Origin of the sequence: Paraburkholderia sp. BR14374 (assembly GCF_040948685.1) — a bacterium.
Lineage (GTDB): Bacteria > Pseudomonadota > Gammaproteobacteria > Burkholderiales > Burkholderiaceae > Paraburkholderia > Paraburkholderia youngii.
The window spans coordinates 1-17,156 of record NZ_JBFPKF010000021.1; the positions used below are offsets into that span (position 1 = coordinate 1).

Below are 17,156 nucleotides of genomic sequence, written 5' to 3' on the forward strand. Positions count from 1 at the left end.
GTGCTGGTCGATCTGATCGACCAGCACGCCATCGAACTCGACGATCCGCGCAACCTCGCCCGATGCGTCGCCGCCGCCCAGCCCGATCTGCTGACGGTTGATGCTGAGCAGCTTGGTCGCGTCGCCGCGGCAGATCAGCGACAGGCTCAACGGCTCGCCGTCGACCCACGCCTGCAGCACCGGATTGCGCGCCGCGGCCGCGCGCGCCTCGTACTCGGCGCAGGCATCGGCGAAGCGCTCGTAGACGATCGTGTCGAGGCCGCCCGCGCCGTCGTCCGGTTTGACGACCCAGCGGCCGCCGTGCTGCGCGGCTGGGTCGCCGGGCTCGAGCGCCGGCGTCGTCGCAATACCATGCGCGGCAAGACATGCCGCGGTCGCGCTCTTGCTCGACGCGACGCGGATCGCTTCCTTCGCGCAGCCGAGCCACCGGGCAGTGCCGACCGCATCGTGAAAGCGCAGCAGCAGGCCGTCGCATTCCGGCGCGACGACCCACGCGTAGTCGTGCTCGCGCGCCACGCGCGCGACGAACGCCGTCATCGATTCGCCGGGCGCGGCCATACAATGAGCGTCGCCCGGCGCTGGTGTTTCGAAGCGCGAGGTCGCGAACGTGACCTGCACGCCGTCCAGTTCATGCAGAGCAGCGACCAGCGCGTCGCGCATCACGCGTCCTTCGACGATCAGCGCGCTCAAATCGGCGAGACTGCCTGTGCCGGCGAGCGCGGGGTCGATGCCGCCGCCGGTGAGATACTCATAAACAAAGATCTTGGTCAAAGGAAAGCGCCCCTCTATGCAGGTGATACCTGTTCTCGATCTGCTCGACGGCCAGGTCGTCCGCGCGGTACGCGGCGAGCGGAGCGCCTATCGGCCCATCCAGTCCCGCCTCGTCGCGACGAGCGACCCACTTGCTACCGCCCGCGCGCTACTCGAAGCCAGCGGCGCGCGCACGCTCTATATCGCCGATCTCGGCGCGATCCTGCGGCGCGGTGCGCATGCTTCGACGCTCGCCGCGTTGCGCGCCGCGCTGCCCGGCATCGAGCTGTGGCTCGATGCGGGTTTCGCGGACTACGCATCGATGCGCGCGCTGTTCGAGCGCATCGACGCTGCTGTTGATCAACCCGACCGACGGGCTGCCAATTGCAACCTCGCCAACCTCGCGACCGTCGTGCCGGTGTTCGGCTCGGAGACGCTTCGCGAAATCCATGCCGTGCACGCGGCGCAGCGCGCCGGCCTCGCGCCGATCCTGTCGCTCGATCATCGCGCCGGCGAACTGCTCGCCGCGACCGCGCTCGATTGCTCGTCGGCATGGTGGCCGTCGCGCGTGATCGCGATGACGCTCGACCAGGTCGGCAGCTACGCCGGCCCCGATCTCGCGACATTCGAGCGCCTGCGCACGCAAGCCGCCGCGCACACCACGCTGATCGGCGCGGGCGGCATCCGCAATCAGGCCGATCTGGCCGCCGCGGCCGCCACCGGCGCAAGCGCCTGGCTGGTGGCGTCCGCGCTGCACGACCAGCAGATCGACTGCGCGCCTTCCGATTCAGCGTAGGCCTTCCATACAATTTCCATGCCACGCGTTCTGACAGCGCTGTCTGTAAACGCAACACAAGCCGGACAGTTTGCGTGTGACACTCTGCTCCAGAACGGCACACATTTTGTATGGCGCAGCGGGGCTTTGGAGCCGAGCGCCGACGCACGATCGGGCACGCTTGTCGCCGGTACCTCACGCAGGTCGATCCGCTGAATGCAAAGCGGCATGACGGTAGGCGCGGCCCGCTTCAGCGCGGCGCTCGCCTGCCGATGCGTCGTCCAGAAATCGGCATGGAGCTTGCTAAACCTGGCCCATGCATAGTCCCGCCATCGATCCATCGACCCCTGGCCCGAGCGCAACGCGCGCCGCGACGCTCACACGCGACTGGATCTGTCCGTTCTGCCCTTTGCTGTGCGACGACCTGGTCGCCGCTTCCCACGACGACGGCACGCTCGAAGTACCGGACACCGAATGTTCGCGGCTCGCGCACGCACTCGCGCAGTACGGCGCGGCGGATACGCAATGCGGATGCGTGGTCGATGGCAGCGCAGTTGACATCGATACCGCGCTGGCGAGCGCCGCACAGTTGCTCGCGAACGCGCGCCGCCCGCTATTCGGCGGCCTCGCCACCGACGTCGCCGGCACCCGCGCGCTGTATCCGCTTGCCGCCTCCTGCGGCGCGATACTCGATCATCTGCACGGCGATGCGCTGACGCCCGCGACGCTCGCGCTGCAGGATCGCGGCGCGTTCTTCACGACGCTCTCCGAAGTGCGCGCGCGCGCCGACCTGCTGGTGTTCTTCGGCTGTCAGCCGTCGCGGCGCTACCCGCGCTTCTTCACGCGCGCGCTGGCGGGCACCGCACTCGCGCGCGAACTGGTCTTCGTCGGCTGCGAAGCGGACCCGGCGGCGGCCGGCTTCGCGCAAACGCGCATCGACTCGCTGCTGCACGACGCCGATCCCTATGACACGCTCGCGCTGTGGTCGGCGCTCGCCGAAGGACGCGATGCGGCCGCGCTAAGTCACGGCAATGGCAACCACGCCAACGTGGCAACCGCCCTCGCGTCACTTCAGGCACGCATCGCCAGCGCGCGTTACACGGTGGTCGTCTATGAACCGGCCGCACTGCCCGCGCCGCACGCGGCGCTGCTGATCGAAGCGCTGAACCGGATCGTCAAGGCCGCGAATCGCACGACGCGCGCGGCATGTGTTGCGCTCGGCGGTGATGATGGCGCGTTGACGGTCAATCAGACCGTCACGTGGCTGTCAGGCTTGCCGCTGCGCACGCGCGTGTCGATGCCGGCGCGCGTCACCGGCGCCGCGCCGCTCGATCACGATCCGTACCGCTATCGGACCATGCGGCTGCTCGCCGAACGCGAAGTCGATGCGCTGCTGTGGATCGCGGGCTTCGCGCCGCACGCGTGGCCTGCGTCGCTCGATCCCGCGCTTGCGCTGATCGTGCTCGGTCATCCGGCGCTTGCTAATCCCGCCAAGGCACGCGGTGCGAATACCGTGTTCGTGCCGGTCGCGACACCGGGCATCGATAGCAGCGGGCATCTGTTTCGCGTCGACGGTACCGTCGTGATGCCGCTCACCGCCGCGCGTGGGGTGGCGCTGGAAACGGTGGCGTCGATTGCCGCGCAGTTGAACGAACGAGTGAGCGACCGACTGAATCCGCGCGAGGATCAGCCATGACTCTCGTTCGGCTCAAGGGCGGCACGCTGTTCGACCCGATCAACAACGTCAACGGCGAGCGGCGCGATCTGACGTTTCGCGACGGCCGCATCGTCGATGTTCCGTCCACCACACCCGTCGATCGTGAATACGACGCGACCGGGATGATCGTGATGGCGGGCGGCATCGATCTGCATTCGCATATCGGCGGCGGCAAGACCAATCTGTCGCGCCTGCTGCTGCCCGAGGACCATCGCGCCCATGCGCCGCGCGAGGCGGCCTACGAAGCCGCGCGCGACGACAACGGCCGCTACCTGCGTCTGCCTTCGTGCGGCGTCTGCGCGCCGGGCACGCTCGCGACCGGCTACCGCTACGCCGAAATGGGCTACACGGCCGCGTTCGAACCGGCGATGATGCCGTCGAACGCGCGCCACACGCACCTCGAGATGGGCGACACGCCGATCATCGATCACGGCGCGTACGTGATGCTCGGCAACGACGAACTATTCCTGCAAATGCTCGCCGCACGCGACGACTTCGAACGTCTGCGCGACTACGTCGGCTGGACCATCGACGCGAGCAAGGCGCTCGGCGTCAAGGTGGTGAACCCCGGCGGCATCTCCGCGTTCAAGTTCAACCAGCGCTCGCTCAACGTCGACGAACCGCACGCGCACTACGGCATCACACCGCGCGACGTGCTGCGCACGTTGACGCGCGCGCTGACCGAGCTGCGCGTGCCGCATCCGCTGCACGTGCATACGAGCAACCTCGGCGTGCCCGGCAACCTCGCATCGACGATCGCGACGATGGACGCCGCCGACGGCCTGCCGATCCATCTGACGCATATCCAGTTTCACAGCTATGGCACCGAGGGCTCGCGCAAGTTCTCGTCGGGCGCACGGCAGATTGCCGAGGCCGTGAACGCGCGGCCGAACGTGTCGATCGACGTCGGCCAGATCATCTTCGGACAGACCGTCACGGCCTCCGGTGACACGATGATGCAGTTCCGCAACGCGCCGCTCGCGCGGCCGCACAAGTGGGTGGTCGGCGATATCGAGTGCGACGCGGGCTGCGGCGTCCTGCCGTTCCGCTATCGCGAACAGAGCTATGTGAACGCGCTGCAATGGATCATCGGCCTCGAAATCTTCCTGCTCGTCGACGACCCGTGGCGCGTCGCGATGACCACCGATCATCCGAACGGCGGACCGTTCACGAGCTATCCGCATCTGATCCGCCTGCTGATGGATAAAGCGTTTCGCGATGAGCAGCTTGCGAAGCTGCATCCCGAAGCGCAGGTCGCCAGCGCGCTGCCGGAACTAAAGCGCGAATTCTCGCTGTACGAGATCGCGATCATCACGCGCGCCGGTCCCGCGCGGCTGCTCGGTCTGCGCGATCGCGGCCATCTCGGCGCGGGCGCGGCGGCGGATATCGCCGTCTATCGCGACGAGCCGGACCGCGAGCGGATGTTCACGTCGCCCGCCTATGTGTTCAAGGACGGCGAACTGGTCGCGCGCGACGGCACGCTGGTCGCGACGCCGACGGGCGGCATCCATTTCGTCGCGCCCGAATTTGATCGCGGTATCGAGAAAACGCTGCGCGCGTATAGCGACGCGAATCTCGCGAGCAACTTCGCGCACGCCGCGATCAGCGACGACGAAGCCTGCCGCTGCTGTCGCGGCGGCCGGCTGTTGCCCGTCGAATGTCTAACCTGACGCGGCCACGATGAACGCTCCGGCCCCGCTCGAAATCAACGGCACCGCGATCGACGCGACCTTCGCCGAAGCCTTCCCGATGAAGGCCACCCGGCTCGTAATCACCGCGCACACGCCAACGTGGGCGATGCACGCGGCGAACTCGCTGTCGGGCTTCGCGACCTCGGTGATCGGCTGCGGCTGCGAGGCGGGCATCGAGCGCACGCTCGCGCCCGAGGCAACGCCCGACGGCCGGCCCGGCGTGGCGGTGCTGCTGTTCGCGGTGTCGACGAAGGAACTGGCGAAGCAGATCGGGCGGCGTGTCGGCCAGTGCGTGCTCACCTGTCCGAGCACGGCCGTCTACAGCGGCATCGATCCGGCCACGAGCCGCGCGCCGCTATCGGACCCGGCGCCGCTCGGCAGCGGGCTGCGCTTTTTCGGCGACGGTTGGCAGATCGCGAAGATGATCGACACAGGAAATGGCCCCACGCGTTACTGGCGCGTGCCGGTAATGGACGGCGAGTTCGTCTGCGAAGACACGGCGGCGACGGTCAAGGCCGTCGGCGGCGGCAACCTGCTGCTGCTCGCGCGCGACCAGGGCGCGGCGCTCGCCGCCGCCGAAGCCGCGGTCGCCGCGATGCGCCGGCTGCCGAACGTGATCATGCCGTTTCCCGGCGGCATCGTGCGGTCGGGCTCGAAGATCGGCTCGAAGTACGCGGGCGCGACCGCATCGACCAACGACGCGTTCTGTCCGAGCCTGATCGGCCTCGCATCGCGCAGCGAGTTGAGCGCGGACGTGGGCTGCGTGCTGGAGATCGTGATCGACGGTCTGACCGACGCCGACGTCGGAGCGGCGATGACGGCCGGTATCGGCGCGGCGACCGGACTCGGGCGCGCGGCCGGCGTGCTGCGCATTTCGGCCGGCAACTACGGCGGCAAGCTCGGGCCGTACCACTTTCATCTGCACGAGCTGGCGGCGGGACTCGACGGGAGCCGCGCATGAGCACGACCACGTTGCGCGTGAAAACACCGCCCGGCTTTCGCGTCGATGCGGCCGCACTGTCACCGGCGGCGCTGGCGAGCATGAGCGTGGCCGAGATCGAGCGCATCGTGCTGCCGGCCGGCAACGAGCGCTGCGTGGTCGGCGACGTATTCGAGGTTTCGCGCGATGACGCGCCCGCATCCGGCGACGACATGGCGACGCTGCTGATCGACGGCGCCGCGCGGTGGCTCGACCGGGTCGGCGCGCAGATGGACGGGGGACGGCTCGTCGCGCGCGGCCCGGTCGGCGACTACAGCGGCTTCAGGATGAGCGGCGGCTTGCTTGAAATCGACGGCGACGCGGGGCACTTCACCGGTTGCGAAATGCGCGGCGGACGCGTGACGGTGCGCGGCGACAGCGGCGACTTCGCGGCCGGCGCTTTGACGGGCGACATGGAAGGCATGAGCGGCGGCACGCTGACGATCCACGGCAACGCGGGCGCGCGGCTCGCCGACCGGATGCGCCGCGGCCTCGTGCTGGTCGGCGGCAACGCGGGCGACTTCGCGGCGTCGCGGCTGGTGGCGGGGACCGTCGGCGTGGCGGGGCAACTGGGCGCACACTATGCGTATGCGATGAGGCGCGGCACGCTGCTGCTCGCGCAACGACCCGAGGGTTTGCCGCCCCCCACGTTCACCGGCGGCGGACACGGTTTCGACGTATTCTGGTCATTGCTCATACGCAGCCTCGCGGCCGAAATCGCGCCGTTTTCGCAGTGGCGCGCGGACCGTCTGCCGGTTCGTTTTACGGGCGACCTCGCGGTCGACGGCCGCGGCGAAATACTGATCGCCGGGTGAGGCAGCTATGTCGCCCAGGACTGAAACGCTATTCGGCAAAAAAGAAACGTCCCGCCACGATGTTGCATGGAGACAGGGCATGACGACAGCGGATTCTCGAAACGCGAAGCCTGATATTAACGTCAACGCAACTGCCAGCGCCGGCGGCCCGCGCTATGCCGGGCTGCTGATCGCGCTGCACTGGCTGATCGCGCTCGGCATCATCGGTCTGCTCGCGCTCGGCCTCTATATGGTCGGATTGCCGAAGGGCTTGCCTGTCAAAGCGACGCTGATCAATCTGCACAAGTCGCTCGGACTGACGGTTTTCCTGCTGGTGCTTTTGCGCATCGTCGCGCGGGTGGTCCTTCATCGGCCTGCCCTGCCGCCGATGCCACCGTGGCAACGCGCCGCCGCGCGCACTACGCAGGGTCTTTTATACGTCTGTATGGTGGCGATGCCGCTCGCCGGGTATCTCGGCTCGTCGTTCAACCGCTACGGCACGCGCTTCTGGGGCATCCCGCTGCCGAAGTGGGGCTGGGACGACGCGCATCTGCGCGAGCTGTTCTTCGGCCTTCATCATGCGATCGGCTATGCGCTGATCGCGCTGATCGCGCTGATCGTGCTGCACGTGGCGGGCGCGTTCAAGCATCAGTGGATCGATCGCGACAACCTGCTCGCGAGGATGCTGCCATGACGATGCGAAGCTCGTCGCACCCCACGCAGGCAGCCGCGGCGCTCGAAGTGCATACGCTGCGCACGCGCGATGGCCATCGCGTGTGGTATGCGCTCGCCGGCGCGCGCGACGGCGTGCCGGTCGCGGTGCTGCACGGCGGCCCCGGCAGCGGCAGTCAGGCCGGCGTGCTGCGGCTCTTCGATCTGCAACGTTTTCGCGTCGTGCTGATCGACCAGCGCGGCACCGGTGCGTCGATGCCGCACGGCAGCGTGCGCCACAACCGCACCGACTATCTGATCGCCGATCTCGAAGCGATTCGCGTGCGGCTCGGCTTCGCGCGCTGGGGCGTGCTCGGCGGATCGTGGGGCGCGGCGCTCGCGCTCGCGTATGCGGGACAGTGTCCGCAGTCGGTCACGGGCGTCGTGCTGCGCGGCCTGTTTCTAACATCCGCGCGCGAAGTGCGCGGTTTGTTCATCGCGTCGCGCAAGCGCGCGCCGCGTGCGTGGTCGAGACTGCGTGCCGCTGCCCGCTGCGACGAGCCCGCAACGCTGGCCGCGCGATGCGGCTCCGGCTTGCAATACGGCGCGAGCGAAGCGCGGCAACGTGCGGTCGCGCTGGCCTGGCGCGGTTATGAAAACGCGGTGCTGGCGAGTGCATCGCCGCGGGGCGCCGCGGCACAACAACGCGGGGCCCAGCGAAACGCACACGATTCCGAACGCCATGCCGCTCGCAAGTTGATCGGGAAATACCGGATTCAGGCGCACTACCTCGCGCATCGCTGCTGGCTCGGCGAAACGCGTTTGCTGTCGCTCGCGCGGCAGGCGGCCACGGCCGGCGTATCGATCGCGGCCGTGCATGGCGCGCGCGATCCGGTGTGTCCGCACCGCAATCTGCGGCGTCTGTCGCGCGCGGTTCCTTCCGCGCGTGTCGAGTCCGTGAGCGCGGCGGGCCATCTGGCGAGCGACCCCGCACTGCATGCACGCGTCGCAAGCGCGCTCGCCGCGATGTTCATTCCCACCATCGACGAGGAGCGCAGCAGCATGCGTCACGCGGCATGAAGATCAAGGTACTCGGCTCGTCGGCGGGCGGCGGTTTTCCGCAATGGAACTGCAATTGCCGCAATTGCGACGGCGTGCGTCGCGGCACGGTGAAGGCGACGCGCCGCACGCAGTCGTCGATCGCGGTCAGCGCGAACGGCGAGGACTGGCTGCTCGTCAATGCGTCGCCCGATCTGCTCGCGCAGATCGCCGCGCATCCCGAGCTTCAGCCGGCGCGGCGCGCGCGCGACAGCGGCATTGCCGCGGTACTCGTGATCGACGCGCAGATCGACCACGTGACCGGCCTTCTGATGCTTCGCGAACGCGACACACCGCTGCCGCTGTACGCGACCGATGCGGTCTGGCAAGACCTGCGCTCCGGCTTTCCGGTCGCGCCGATCCTGTCGCACTACTGCGGTGTCGAGCATCGCCGCATCGCGCTCGACGGCGCGCCGCTCGCCGTCGACGCATTGCCCGGCATCCGCATCGACGCGCTGCCGCTATCGAGCAAGGCGCCGCCGTACTCGCCGCATCGCGAGGCGCCCGAGCGCGGCGACAACCTCGGGCTCGTGCTGACGAACCTGCAATCGGGCCAGCGCGTGTTCTACGCGCCGGGCCTCGGCGCGATCGAGCCGCACGTGCTCGCGGCGATGCGCGAGGCCGATCTGCTGCTCGTCGACGGCACGCTGTGGACCGGCGACGAAATGATCCGCCTCGGCCTGTCGAAGAAGACCTCGGCGGATATGGGCCATCTGCCGCAGAGCGGCGCGGGCGGCATGATCGAAACGCTCGATTCGCTCGGCGCGAAACGCAAAGTGCTGATCCATATCAACAACACGAATCCGATCCTGATCGAAGACGGCCCCGAGCGGCGCATGCTAGGCGAGCATGGAATCGAGGTCGCGTACGACGGAATGAGCTTCGAGCTTTGAAGTGCGCAGTAAAGAGTGCGAAGAGATGAGGTAGCCTGGCGCGGCTGTGAACGACGATAAAACGGAGACGGACGGCATGAACGCGAAAGACATTCAGGACACGATACCGACACGCGACGCAAGTGCAGCGGGAACCCAGCTCATCGAGCGACCCGCCTGGAGCCGTGAGGAATTCGAAGCGCAGTTGCGCGCGAAGGGCACCGCCTATCACATCCACCATCCGTTCAACGTGAAGATGAATAGCGGCGGCTGCTCGCGCGAGCAGATTCGCGGCTGGGTCGCGAACCGCTTCTACTATCAGATCAACATTCCGCTCAAGGATGCGGCCGTGCTGTCGAACTGTCCGGACCGCGCGACGCGCCGCCGCTGGGTGCTGCGCATTCTCGATCACGACGGCTACGAAGGCGCGGAAGGCGGCATCGAAACCTGGGCGCGTCTTGCGGACGCGGTCGGCCTCACGCGCGACGAATTGTGGTCGCTCGAACACGTGACGCCGGGCGTGCGCTTCGCCGTCGATGCCTATGTGAATTTCGCGCGCCGTGCGCCGTGGCAGGAAGCGGTGTGCTCGTCGCTGACCGAGATGTTCGCGCCGCAGGTGCATCGCGACCGGCTCGCGAGCTGGCCCGAGCACTATCCGTGGATCGAACCCGAGGGTCTCGCGTACTTCCGCTCGCGCATTTCGCTCGCACAGCGCGACGTGCAGCACGGACTCGAAGTCACGCTCGCGCATTTCACGCGACGCGATCAGCAGGAACGCGCGCTCGAAATCCTGCAGTTCAAGCTCGACATTCTGTGGACCATGCTCGACGCGATCGAGAAGGCGTTTCCGCAATGAACGACACCACACGCGCCGACCCCGCCACGCCGCTCACGATCGCGAAGCCGTTCCGCCTGCAATGGGAGCCCGCGCAGAACGCGCACGTGCTGCTCTACCCGGAAGGCATGGTGAAACTCAACCAAAGCGCGGGAGAAATCCTCAAGCGCTGCGACGGCACACGCGACATCGATACGCTGATCGCCGAGCTCGAACAGGCGTTCAACGCGACCGGCATCGGCAACGAGGTGCGGGCTTTCATCGCCGACGCGCATGGGCGCGGCTGGCTGGAGTAGTGCGATGACCGATCTTTCTCAACCAGGCTCTCAACCCGGCGGGCAACCGCAAAGCAGCGCGGCCGCCGCGGTGCCGCCGCCGCTGTGGCTGCTCGCGGAGCTGACCTATCGCTGTCCGCTGCATTGCGCGTTCTGCTACAACCCGCTCGACTACACCGATCACAACCGCGAACTGACCACCGGCCAATGGCTCGACGTGCTGCGCGAGGCGCGCGCGCTCGGCGCGGTGCAACTCGGCTTTTCCGGCGGCGAGCCGCTGGTGCGCGACGACGTCGAAGTACTGGTCGAAGAAGCGCACAGGCTCGGCTTCTACACGAACCTGATCACGTCGGGCGTCGGTCTCACCGATCAGCGCCTCGGCGACCTTAAGGCCGCCGGGCTCGATCACATCCAGTTGTCGTTCCAGGACTCGACGCAGCAGCTGAACGACTTCCTCAGCAGCACGCGCACGTTCGAGCTGAAACAGCGCGTCGCCGCCGCGCTCAAACGGCACGGCTTTCCGATGGTGATGAACTGCGTGCTGCATCGCTACAACCTGCCGCACGTCGACAAGATCATCGAGATGGCGCTGGCACTCGGCGCCGAATATCTGGAGCTGGCGAACACGCAGTACTACGGCTGGGCGCGCGAGAACCAGGCGCAACTGATGCCGACGCGCGAGCAGCTCGAAGAAGCCGAAGCGGTAGTCGCGCGCTATCGCCAGACTCATGGCGAGCGCTGCAAGATCTTCTTCGTCGTGCCCGACTACTTCGAGCGCCGCCCGAAGCGCTGCATGAACGGCTGGGGCGCGGTGTTCCTCGGCGTCGCGCCCGACGGCGCCGCGCTGCCGTGTCACGCTGCGCGCGGCCTGCCCGGCCTGACGCTGCCGAACGTGAAGGAGATGCCGTTGCGCGAGATCTGGTACGACAGCGACGCATTCAATCGCTTTCGCGGTTTGCAGTGGATGAAGGAGCCGTGCCGCAGCTGCGACGAAAAGGAGCACGACCTCGGCGGCTGCCGCTGCCAGGCCTACCTGCTGACCGGCGATGCGGCCAACGCCGACCCTGTCTGCGACAAATCGCCGTTTCACGAGAACGTGGTCAAGATCGTGCGGCACGCGGCGTCGGAATCCGCGGCGACAGCAGCGGCGCGCGAACAGCCGATCCTGTTCCGCAACGACGCCAACTCGCGCAAGCTCGCGGCGGCGGCCCGCGAGCTTGACGCCGCCGGCGACAACCGAGCATCACCCGGAGCCCAATCATGAGTGCCGACACCATCTCCGTTCTGCTCGTCGACGATCATGCGGTCGTGCGCGAAGGCTACCGGCGTCTGCTCGAACTGAACGACGACGTCGAGGTGTGCGGCGAAGCGGCCGACGCCGCGCAGGCCTACCAGCGTTTTTGCGCGCTGCGGCCCGATGTGGTCGTGATGGACGTGTCGCTGCCGGGCGCGAGCGGCATCGAAGCGATGCGGCGCATGCTCGCGCGCGAGCCCGATGCGCGCGTGCTGATCTTCAGCGTGCACGAGGAATCGATCTTCGTGCGCCGCGCGCTCGACGCAGGCGCGCTCGGCTACGTGACCAAGGCGAGCGCGCCCGACGTGCTGGTCGAAGCGGTGCGCTCGATCGCCCGGCGCGCCGGCTATCTGAGCCCGGACATTTCGCAGGCGCTCGCGCTGCGCACCGCGTTCAACGAAGGGCCGCCGGGGCGTCAGTTGTCCGCGCGCGAGTTCGAAGTGCTGCGGCTGCTCGTGCAGGGCTACACGCTGCCGAGCATCGCCGAAAAGCTCGGCTTGAGTCAAAAGACGGTGGCCAACCATCAATCGGTAATCCGGCAGAAGTTCGGCGCCGACAACGGCGTACAGCTCGCGCAGATGGCAAGTCGCCTCGGACTTCAGTTCACGGGCTCGGCCAGCCCCGCTTGAGCGGATACGCGCGCGCAGAACAGAAAACCGCGCTGCGGCTCGCTCGCGACGTGAAACTCGCCGCCGAGCGCCTCGACGCGCTCGCGCATGCCGATCAGCCCGAGCCCGCTGCGCGGCTTCGTCAGATCGGTGCCGGGGCCGTCGTCGGCCATCGTGACGACAATCTCGTCGATCTGCGTGCCGTTGTCTTCGCGCGGCGCGCGCACCATGAACAGTTCGACGCGCGAGCGGCGCGCGAACTTCGACACGTTCGTCAGCCCTTCCTGCACGAGCCGATACAGTGTGATCGTCAGCGCATCGCTGAGGCCGCTGAAATCCCCTTCGATCGTGACCGAGAACGACGCCTCGGGCAAACGCTCGCGCCAGCCGTCGACGCAATGTTCGAGCGCGGTCGGCAAGCCGAATTCGTCGAGACCGATCGGCCGCAGGCGGCGGATCATGCCGCCGATCTCGCGGTACACATGCGTCGCGCTTTGTATCAGCCCGAGCGCGATGCGATGAATCTCCGGCTCGCGCTCGCCCGATAGATCGCGGATGCGCGCCGCGTCGAGCGCCATCGCGTTCAGGTATTGACCCAGCTCGTCGTGCAGCTCGCGCGCCATATGGCGGCGCTCGAGTTCCTGCGCCTGCAGCGCCTGACTGGCGAGGCGCCGGTTGTCGGCGAGCAGTCGTTCGGCCTGTTCCTCGAGCATGCGGCGATGGCGCGCTTCGCGGCGCGCATCGCTGTAGCGTCGCCACGCGAACCATGCGAGCGCGATCGAAAGCACGAACAGCGTGCCCGGCAACTCGTCGAGCTGGAAGCGCTCCATGCCGCGCGTGAACCGGTAGATCTTTTCGCTCAGATCGAAGGCGGCGCCGAGCGCCGCCGCGAGCACGGTCACGGCGACGACCCAGCCGAGGTCGCGCCATATCGGTGACGAGGGCGGTGGGCGGCCAGCAGAGGAGGAATGGATCGGTTCGCTTGACATGACGCTTGCATTCTACTCAGCGACGGCACGCGCAGCGGGTTTCGCGCGAGTTTGGGAACGCTTCCCCGGCAGATCGGGAAAAGCTCCCGCGCGGCTTACAGACGCGTATGCGAAGCTTTACACCAACGTCGAACAACGCGCGACACGCGCGCATAACAAGCCGGCAGGAGACAACAACGATGAGCATGCGATCTCAAGCACGCCGCAAACGCCGGCTTCAGCGGCGCGCCGGCATCACCTTCTGTGTGGGTGGCGCGCTCGCCGGTTTGTCCATGGGCGTATGGGCGCAGGGGCAAGCCGAGCCGCCGGTCGCGGCGTCGGCGTCGGCGCCGGCTTCGGCTTCGGCGTCTTCCGCTGCCCCTTCCCAGGCCGCCGACGACAACGCCGACAACAACACGACACCCACCACGACCCTCGCACCGATCGTCGTCGTAGGCACCACGCCGTTGCTCGGCATCGGCACGCCGCTTACGCAAGTGCCGGCCAACGTGCAGACGGTCCATGCGGCCGATATTCAACGGCAGGGACGCCAGACGCTTACCGACTACCTCGCGGCGAATCTGCCCAGCGTCTCGATCTCCGACGCTCAGGGCAATCCGTATCAGATGAACCTGTTCTATCGCGGCTTCACTGCATCGCCGCTGCTGGGCACGCCGCAGGGCTTGTCGGTATTCGTCGACGGCGTGCGCGTGAACGAGCCGTTCGGCGACGTCGTGAACTGGGACCTGATACCGCAACAGGCAATCGACACGATGCAGCTGATCCCCGGCTCCAATCCGACCTTCGGCTTCAACACGCTCGGCGGCGCGCTGGCGATCACGACGAAAAACGGCAAGGACAACCCGGTCGGCGAGGCCGAAATACAGGGCGGCTCGTGGGGACGCAAGGCCGCGCAGATCGAACAGGGCGGCACGATCGGCCAGAACCTCGATTACTACTTCACCGCCAACGCCGCGAACGACAACGGCTGGGCCGAGCAGAACGAGAGCCGCATCCGCCAGGCGTTCGGCAAGCTGCGCTATACCAACGCCGACACCACGCTGTCGTTGTCGGCCGGTGGCGCGGACAACGATCTGCACGGCGTGCAAACCATTCCGCGCTCGTTCCTCAACAACCCGAAGCAACCGTACACGTATCCCGACCGGAATCAGAATAGCGTCGGCTACCTGACGCTGTCGGGCGATCATTACTTCAACGACAACGTCGAGCTGAGCGGCAACGCGTACTACCGGCACTTTCGCAATGCCAACACCAGCAGCAACGTCAACGAGAACTTCGGCGAGATCGGGGACGACGGCGCTGTCGATACGTTGCAGGCGACCAACGTGCAATCGACCGTGACGACCGACAGCTACGGCGCGAGCTTGCAACTGACGCTGCTCGGCAAGCTCGGCGGCATGAAGAACCAGTTCATCGCGGGCATGGCCGTCGATGCCGCCAATTCGCACTTCACGCAGTCGTCTCAGGACGCGATGTTCACCGATTCGCGCGCGACGGTCGGCATCGGCAATTTCCAACCGCAAACCAACGCAAACACGCACAACACGAACTACGGCATCTACCTGACGGACACACTGTCGCTGACGCCGCAGTGGTCGCTGACGCTGTCGGGCCGCTACAACTGGGCCGATGCGACGATCGGCGACGAATCCGGCACGCAGCCGCAGCTCAACGGCCACCATACGTTCTCGCGCTTCAATCCGGCGGTCGGCATCAACTGGAATCCGACGCCGGCCTTCACCGCCTATGCGACCTACAACGAGGGCATGCGCTCGCCGACCGCGATCGAGCTGGCCTGCGCCGATCCGAACGCGCCATGTTCGCTGCCGAACGAGTTCATCTCCGATCCGCCGTTGCAGCCGGTCATTTCGAAGACCTATGAAGTCGGGGCGCGCGGCAGGATCGGCGGCAACACGACATGGAGCGCCGCCGCTTACAGCACGACGCTCGACAACGACATCCAGTTCATCAGCAGTAACGGTGCGGGCAGTTCGCAGGGTTTTTTCCAGAACGTCGGGCGCACGCGCCGGCAAGGCGTCGAACTGGCAGGGCAGACGAAATATGGTCCGCTCACGGTGACCGGCAGCTATAGCTACGTCAACGCGACCTACCAGTCGACATGGGTCGAAAGCAGCCGCAGCAATTCGAGCGCCGACGCGAACGGCAACATCACCGTGCATCCCGGCGACCACATCCCGAGCATTCCGGCGACGACCGTCAAACTACGGCTCGATTACGCGACCACCTCGAAATGGCGAATCGGCACGAACCTGACGTGGCGCGGCAGCATCTACGCGCAGGGCGACGAGAACAATCAGGACGTGAACGGCAAGATCTCCGGCTATCTGCTGATCGATATGGACACCTCGTATCAGGTGACGAAACAGTTGCAGGTCTTCGCATCGGTGTCGAACCTGCTCGATAAACGCTATGCGAGCTTCGGCGCGCTGGGGGCGAACTTCTTTACCGGGCCGGGAAATACGTTCAACGGCGCGAATCCGGTCAACGAGCAGTTCCTCGGGCCGGGGGCGCCGAGGGGGTTTTGGGTGGGGATGAGATATGGGTGGAAGTAGTGGTGGATTGCGTGGTGGGATCGGATGGCTTCGGTCTTGCGGGCGCTTGGGGGTTCTGCACGAGCGCAATGCCGGCAAACCGGCGCGGACCAGTCGTCTTCGCTATAAAGCAACCAGTTCGCCCTAGTGCCGCGCATCATAAATTCCCGTTTCAAATAGCTTCGCCGAAACGGAACTGATTTTTAGCGAACACTCCAATCCTTGAGCAATTTAGCCAACTCGTTTACGCGCGTTTGCGTAATGTCAGTCATACATCCCCAAAAATATATATCGCGCTCTGCCGCCTCGCCCATCATATATGTTTCGGCATAACATTGACTGTCACGAAACTTCATCCAGGAAACTTGCGCCGAAACGAAATATGGCATCGCCAATGGTTTCTCATCATAGGTTTTTAAAAAATTATCTCCCCTCTCAAATCGCGCCGTAACAGCTTTAAGCTTGTCATCCAGCCGCACCTTTGCACGCTCAAATTCCCTGTGTTGGCATTGAGCTAGATCATCATTCGTCGCATGCTCTCCGCTCTTGCACAAACGATCAATTTCCTTTTCCGAGTGGCCGGAGAAATACGCGGCCGATGATTGGATCTGCTTGTAATCGAACTTCCCCGAATAAACGGTGGCCGCTATCGAGAAGATCGGCCAGAATGCAATCGCCGCGATAAGTTTAGTGTGATGAGTCATAGATCCCTGCCTCGAACATTTCTGCCTCACGGTGACGACGCCTGAGCAAACCTTTAACTAAGCGACCCTAATGGTCATGGCTGTAAGTTCTCATCTTGTCGCCAACCTTGTCATAATCACCAGTGTTAACGAAATCGAGGAGGTTGGCGCCATGGCCTTGTAGATTGTATATAAAACACACCAGGGCGTCGTACTCGTACTGGTGTAAAGGGACCTTGATCCAGTTATTGACAATTCGCTCAGCCTTTTCAACATCAGCGCGGAGCATTTTATCGGCATCTGCCTCCGCAATTCCATTTAAAAATGGCTTCTCAGATACCGCTCCTGATATCGGCCCCATATGAACAAGATGACCATAACCGATAGTCGCATTGCCTTTTCCGCTTCCATCCTTGTCATATATGACCGCACTGAATTTCTCCCAGCCCTTCAGAAATTCAATACCTCCGGCCGATAACTTCCATGGCTTGCAGTAGCGTGTCACATAAACATTGACGTTTGAATTAGCGTTTGTATTGGTCACGCATTCGTGCAGCGGATCAGCCATTTTTACCCCATTTTATGAGTTACCG

General features: G+C 65.7%; 17 protein-coding genes. 13 read left to right on the top strand and 4 right to left on the bottom strand.

Annotation, left to right across the window (positions count from 1 at the left end; all coding sequences use genetic code 11):
* On the bottom strand, positions 1 to 771 hold a 771-nt coding region (locus AB3X86_RS31760; protein ID WP_368599022.1), incomplete at its 3' end, for an ATP-grasp domain-containing protein.
* Positions 772 to 787: 16 nt separating this feature from the next.
* Here AB3X86_RS31760 and AB3X86_RS31765 point away from each other — a divergent pair.
* The 12 genes from AB3X86_RS31765 (at position 788) to AB3X86_RS31820 (ending at position 12,360) form a co-directional block, all read left to right on the top strand.
* Positions 788 to 1,546, top strand: a complete 759-nt coding sequence (locus AB3X86_RS31765; RefSeq protein WP_368599023.1) for a HisA/HisF-related TIM barrel protein — start codon at positions 788 to 790, stop codon at positions 1,544 to 1,546.
* Between the two features lie 295 nt (positions 1,547 to 1,841).
* A complete protein-coding gene (locus tag AB3X86_RS31770) occupies positions 1,842 to 3,221 on the top strand; it encodes a formylmethanofuran dehydrogenase (RefSeq protein ID WP_368599024.1) in 1,380 nt (459 codons plus the stop codon).
* The gene (locus tag AB3X86_RS31775) at positions 3,218 to 4,912 is read left to right on the top strand and encodes a formylmethanofuran dehydrogenase subunit A (RefSeq protein WP_368599025.1); all 1,695 of its coding nucleotides are present in this window, start codon (positions 3,218 to 3,220) and stop codon (positions 4,910 to 4,912) included. The genes AB3X86_RS31770 and AB3X86_RS31775 overlap by 4 nt, the downstream gene beginning before the upstream one ends.
* Before the next feature lie 10 nt (positions 4,913 to 4,922).
* Complete coding sequence (gene fhcD / locus AB3X86_RS31780; RefSeq protein WP_368599026.1) at positions 4,923 to 5,894, top strand: formylmethanofuran--tetrahydromethanopterin N-formyltransferase; 972 nt, start codon at positions 4,923 to 4,925, stop codon at positions 5,892 to 5,894.
* Entirely contained in the window at positions 5,891 to 6,727 is an 837-nt protein-coding gene (locus tag AB3X86_RS31785) for a formylmethanofuran dehydrogenase subunit C (RefSeq protein WP_368599027.1), read from the top strand. The genes fhcD and AB3X86_RS31785 overlap by 4 nt, the downstream gene beginning before the upstream one ends.
* 7 nt (positions 6,728 to 6,734) lie before the next feature.
* Complete coding sequence (locus AB3X86_RS31790; RefSeq protein ID WP_368599028.1) at positions 6,735 to 7,400, top strand: cytochrome b; 666 nt, start codon at positions 6,735 to 6,737, stop codon at positions 7,398 to 7,400.
* Positions 7,397 to 8,437: an alpha/beta fold hydrolase gene (locus AB3X86_RS31795; protein ID WP_368599029.1), complete on the top strand. Its 1,041-nt coding sequence runs from the start codon at positions 7,397 to 7,399 to the stop codon at positions 8,435 to 8,437. The genes AB3X86_RS31790 and AB3X86_RS31795 overlap by 4 nt, the downstream gene beginning before the upstream one ends.
* A complete protein-coding gene (gene pqqB, locus AB3X86_RS31800) occupies positions 8,434 to 9,348 on the top strand; it encodes a pyrroloquinoline quinone biosynthesis protein PqqB (RefSeq protein WP_368599030.1) in 915 nt (304 codons plus the stop codon). The genes AB3X86_RS31795 and pqqB overlap by 4 nt, the downstream gene beginning before the upstream one ends.
* Positions 9,349 to 9,424: 76 nt before the next feature.
* On the top strand, positions 9,425 to 10,183 hold the full coding sequence (gene pqqC / locus AB3X86_RS31805) for a pyrroloquinoline-quinone synthase PqqC (protein WP_368599031.1): 759 nt from the start codon (positions 9,425 to 9,427) through the stop codon (positions 10,181 to 10,183).
* Positions 10,180 to 10,458 (top strand): pyrroloquinoline quinone biosynthesis peptide chaperone PqqD, encoded by a 279-nt coding sequence (gene pqqD, locus AB3X86_RS31810; RefSeq protein ID WP_176107454.1) that lies wholly within the window; start codon positions 10,180 to 10,182, stop codon positions 10,456 to 10,458. Before pqqC ends, pqqD begins: the two co-directional genes overlap by 4 nt.
* 4 nt (positions 10,459 to 10,462) lie before the next feature.
* On the top strand, positions 10,463 to 11,701 hold the full coding sequence (gene pqqE, locus AB3X86_RS31815; protein WP_368599032.1) for a pyrroloquinoline quinone biosynthesis protein PqqE: 1,239 nt from the start codon (positions 10,463 to 10,465) through the stop codon (positions 11,699 to 11,701).
* A complete protein-coding gene (locus AB3X86_RS31820; RefSeq protein WP_013091038.1) occupies positions 11,698 to 12,360 on the top strand; it encodes a response regulator transcription factor in 663 nt (220 codons plus the stop codon). The genes pqqE and AB3X86_RS31820 overlap by 4 nt, the downstream gene beginning before the upstream one ends.
* Here the strand turns inward: AB3X86_RS31820 and AB3X86_RS31825 are convergent.
* Complete coding sequence (locus AB3X86_RS31825; RefSeq protein WP_368599033.1) at positions 12,330 to 13,328, bottom strand: histidine kinase; 999 nt, start codon at positions 13,326 to 13,328, stop codon at positions 12,330 to 12,332. The two genes, AB3X86_RS31820 and AB3X86_RS31825, sit on opposite strands and share 31 nt — an antisense overlap.
* Before the next feature lie 179 nt (positions 13,329 to 13,507).
* Between AB3X86_RS31825 and AB3X86_RS31830 the strand changes: the two genes are divergently transcribed.
* A complete protein-coding gene (locus tag AB3X86_RS31830; protein WP_368599034.1) occupies positions 13,508 to 15,901 on the top strand; it encodes a TonB-dependent receptor in 2,394 nt (797 codons plus the stop codon).
* A gap of 182 nt (positions 15,902 to 16,083) precedes the next feature.
* On the opposite strand, the gene AB3X86_RS31835 is transcribed toward AB3X86_RS31830, so the two are convergent.
* On the bottom strand, positions 16,084 to 16,584 hold the full coding sequence (locus AB3X86_RS31835; protein ID WP_368599035.1) for a lysozyme inhibitor LprI family protein: 501 nt from the start codon (positions 16,582 to 16,584) through the stop codon (positions 16,084 to 16,086).
* Positions 16,585 to 16,651: 67 nt separating this feature from the next.
* On the bottom strand, positions 16,652 to 17,131 hold the full coding sequence (locus AB3X86_RS31840) for a lysozyme (protein WP_368599036.1): 480 nt from the start codon (positions 17,129 to 17,131) through the stop codon (positions 16,652 to 16,654).
* Between the last annotated feature and the right edge of the window lie 25 nt (positions 17,132 to 17,156).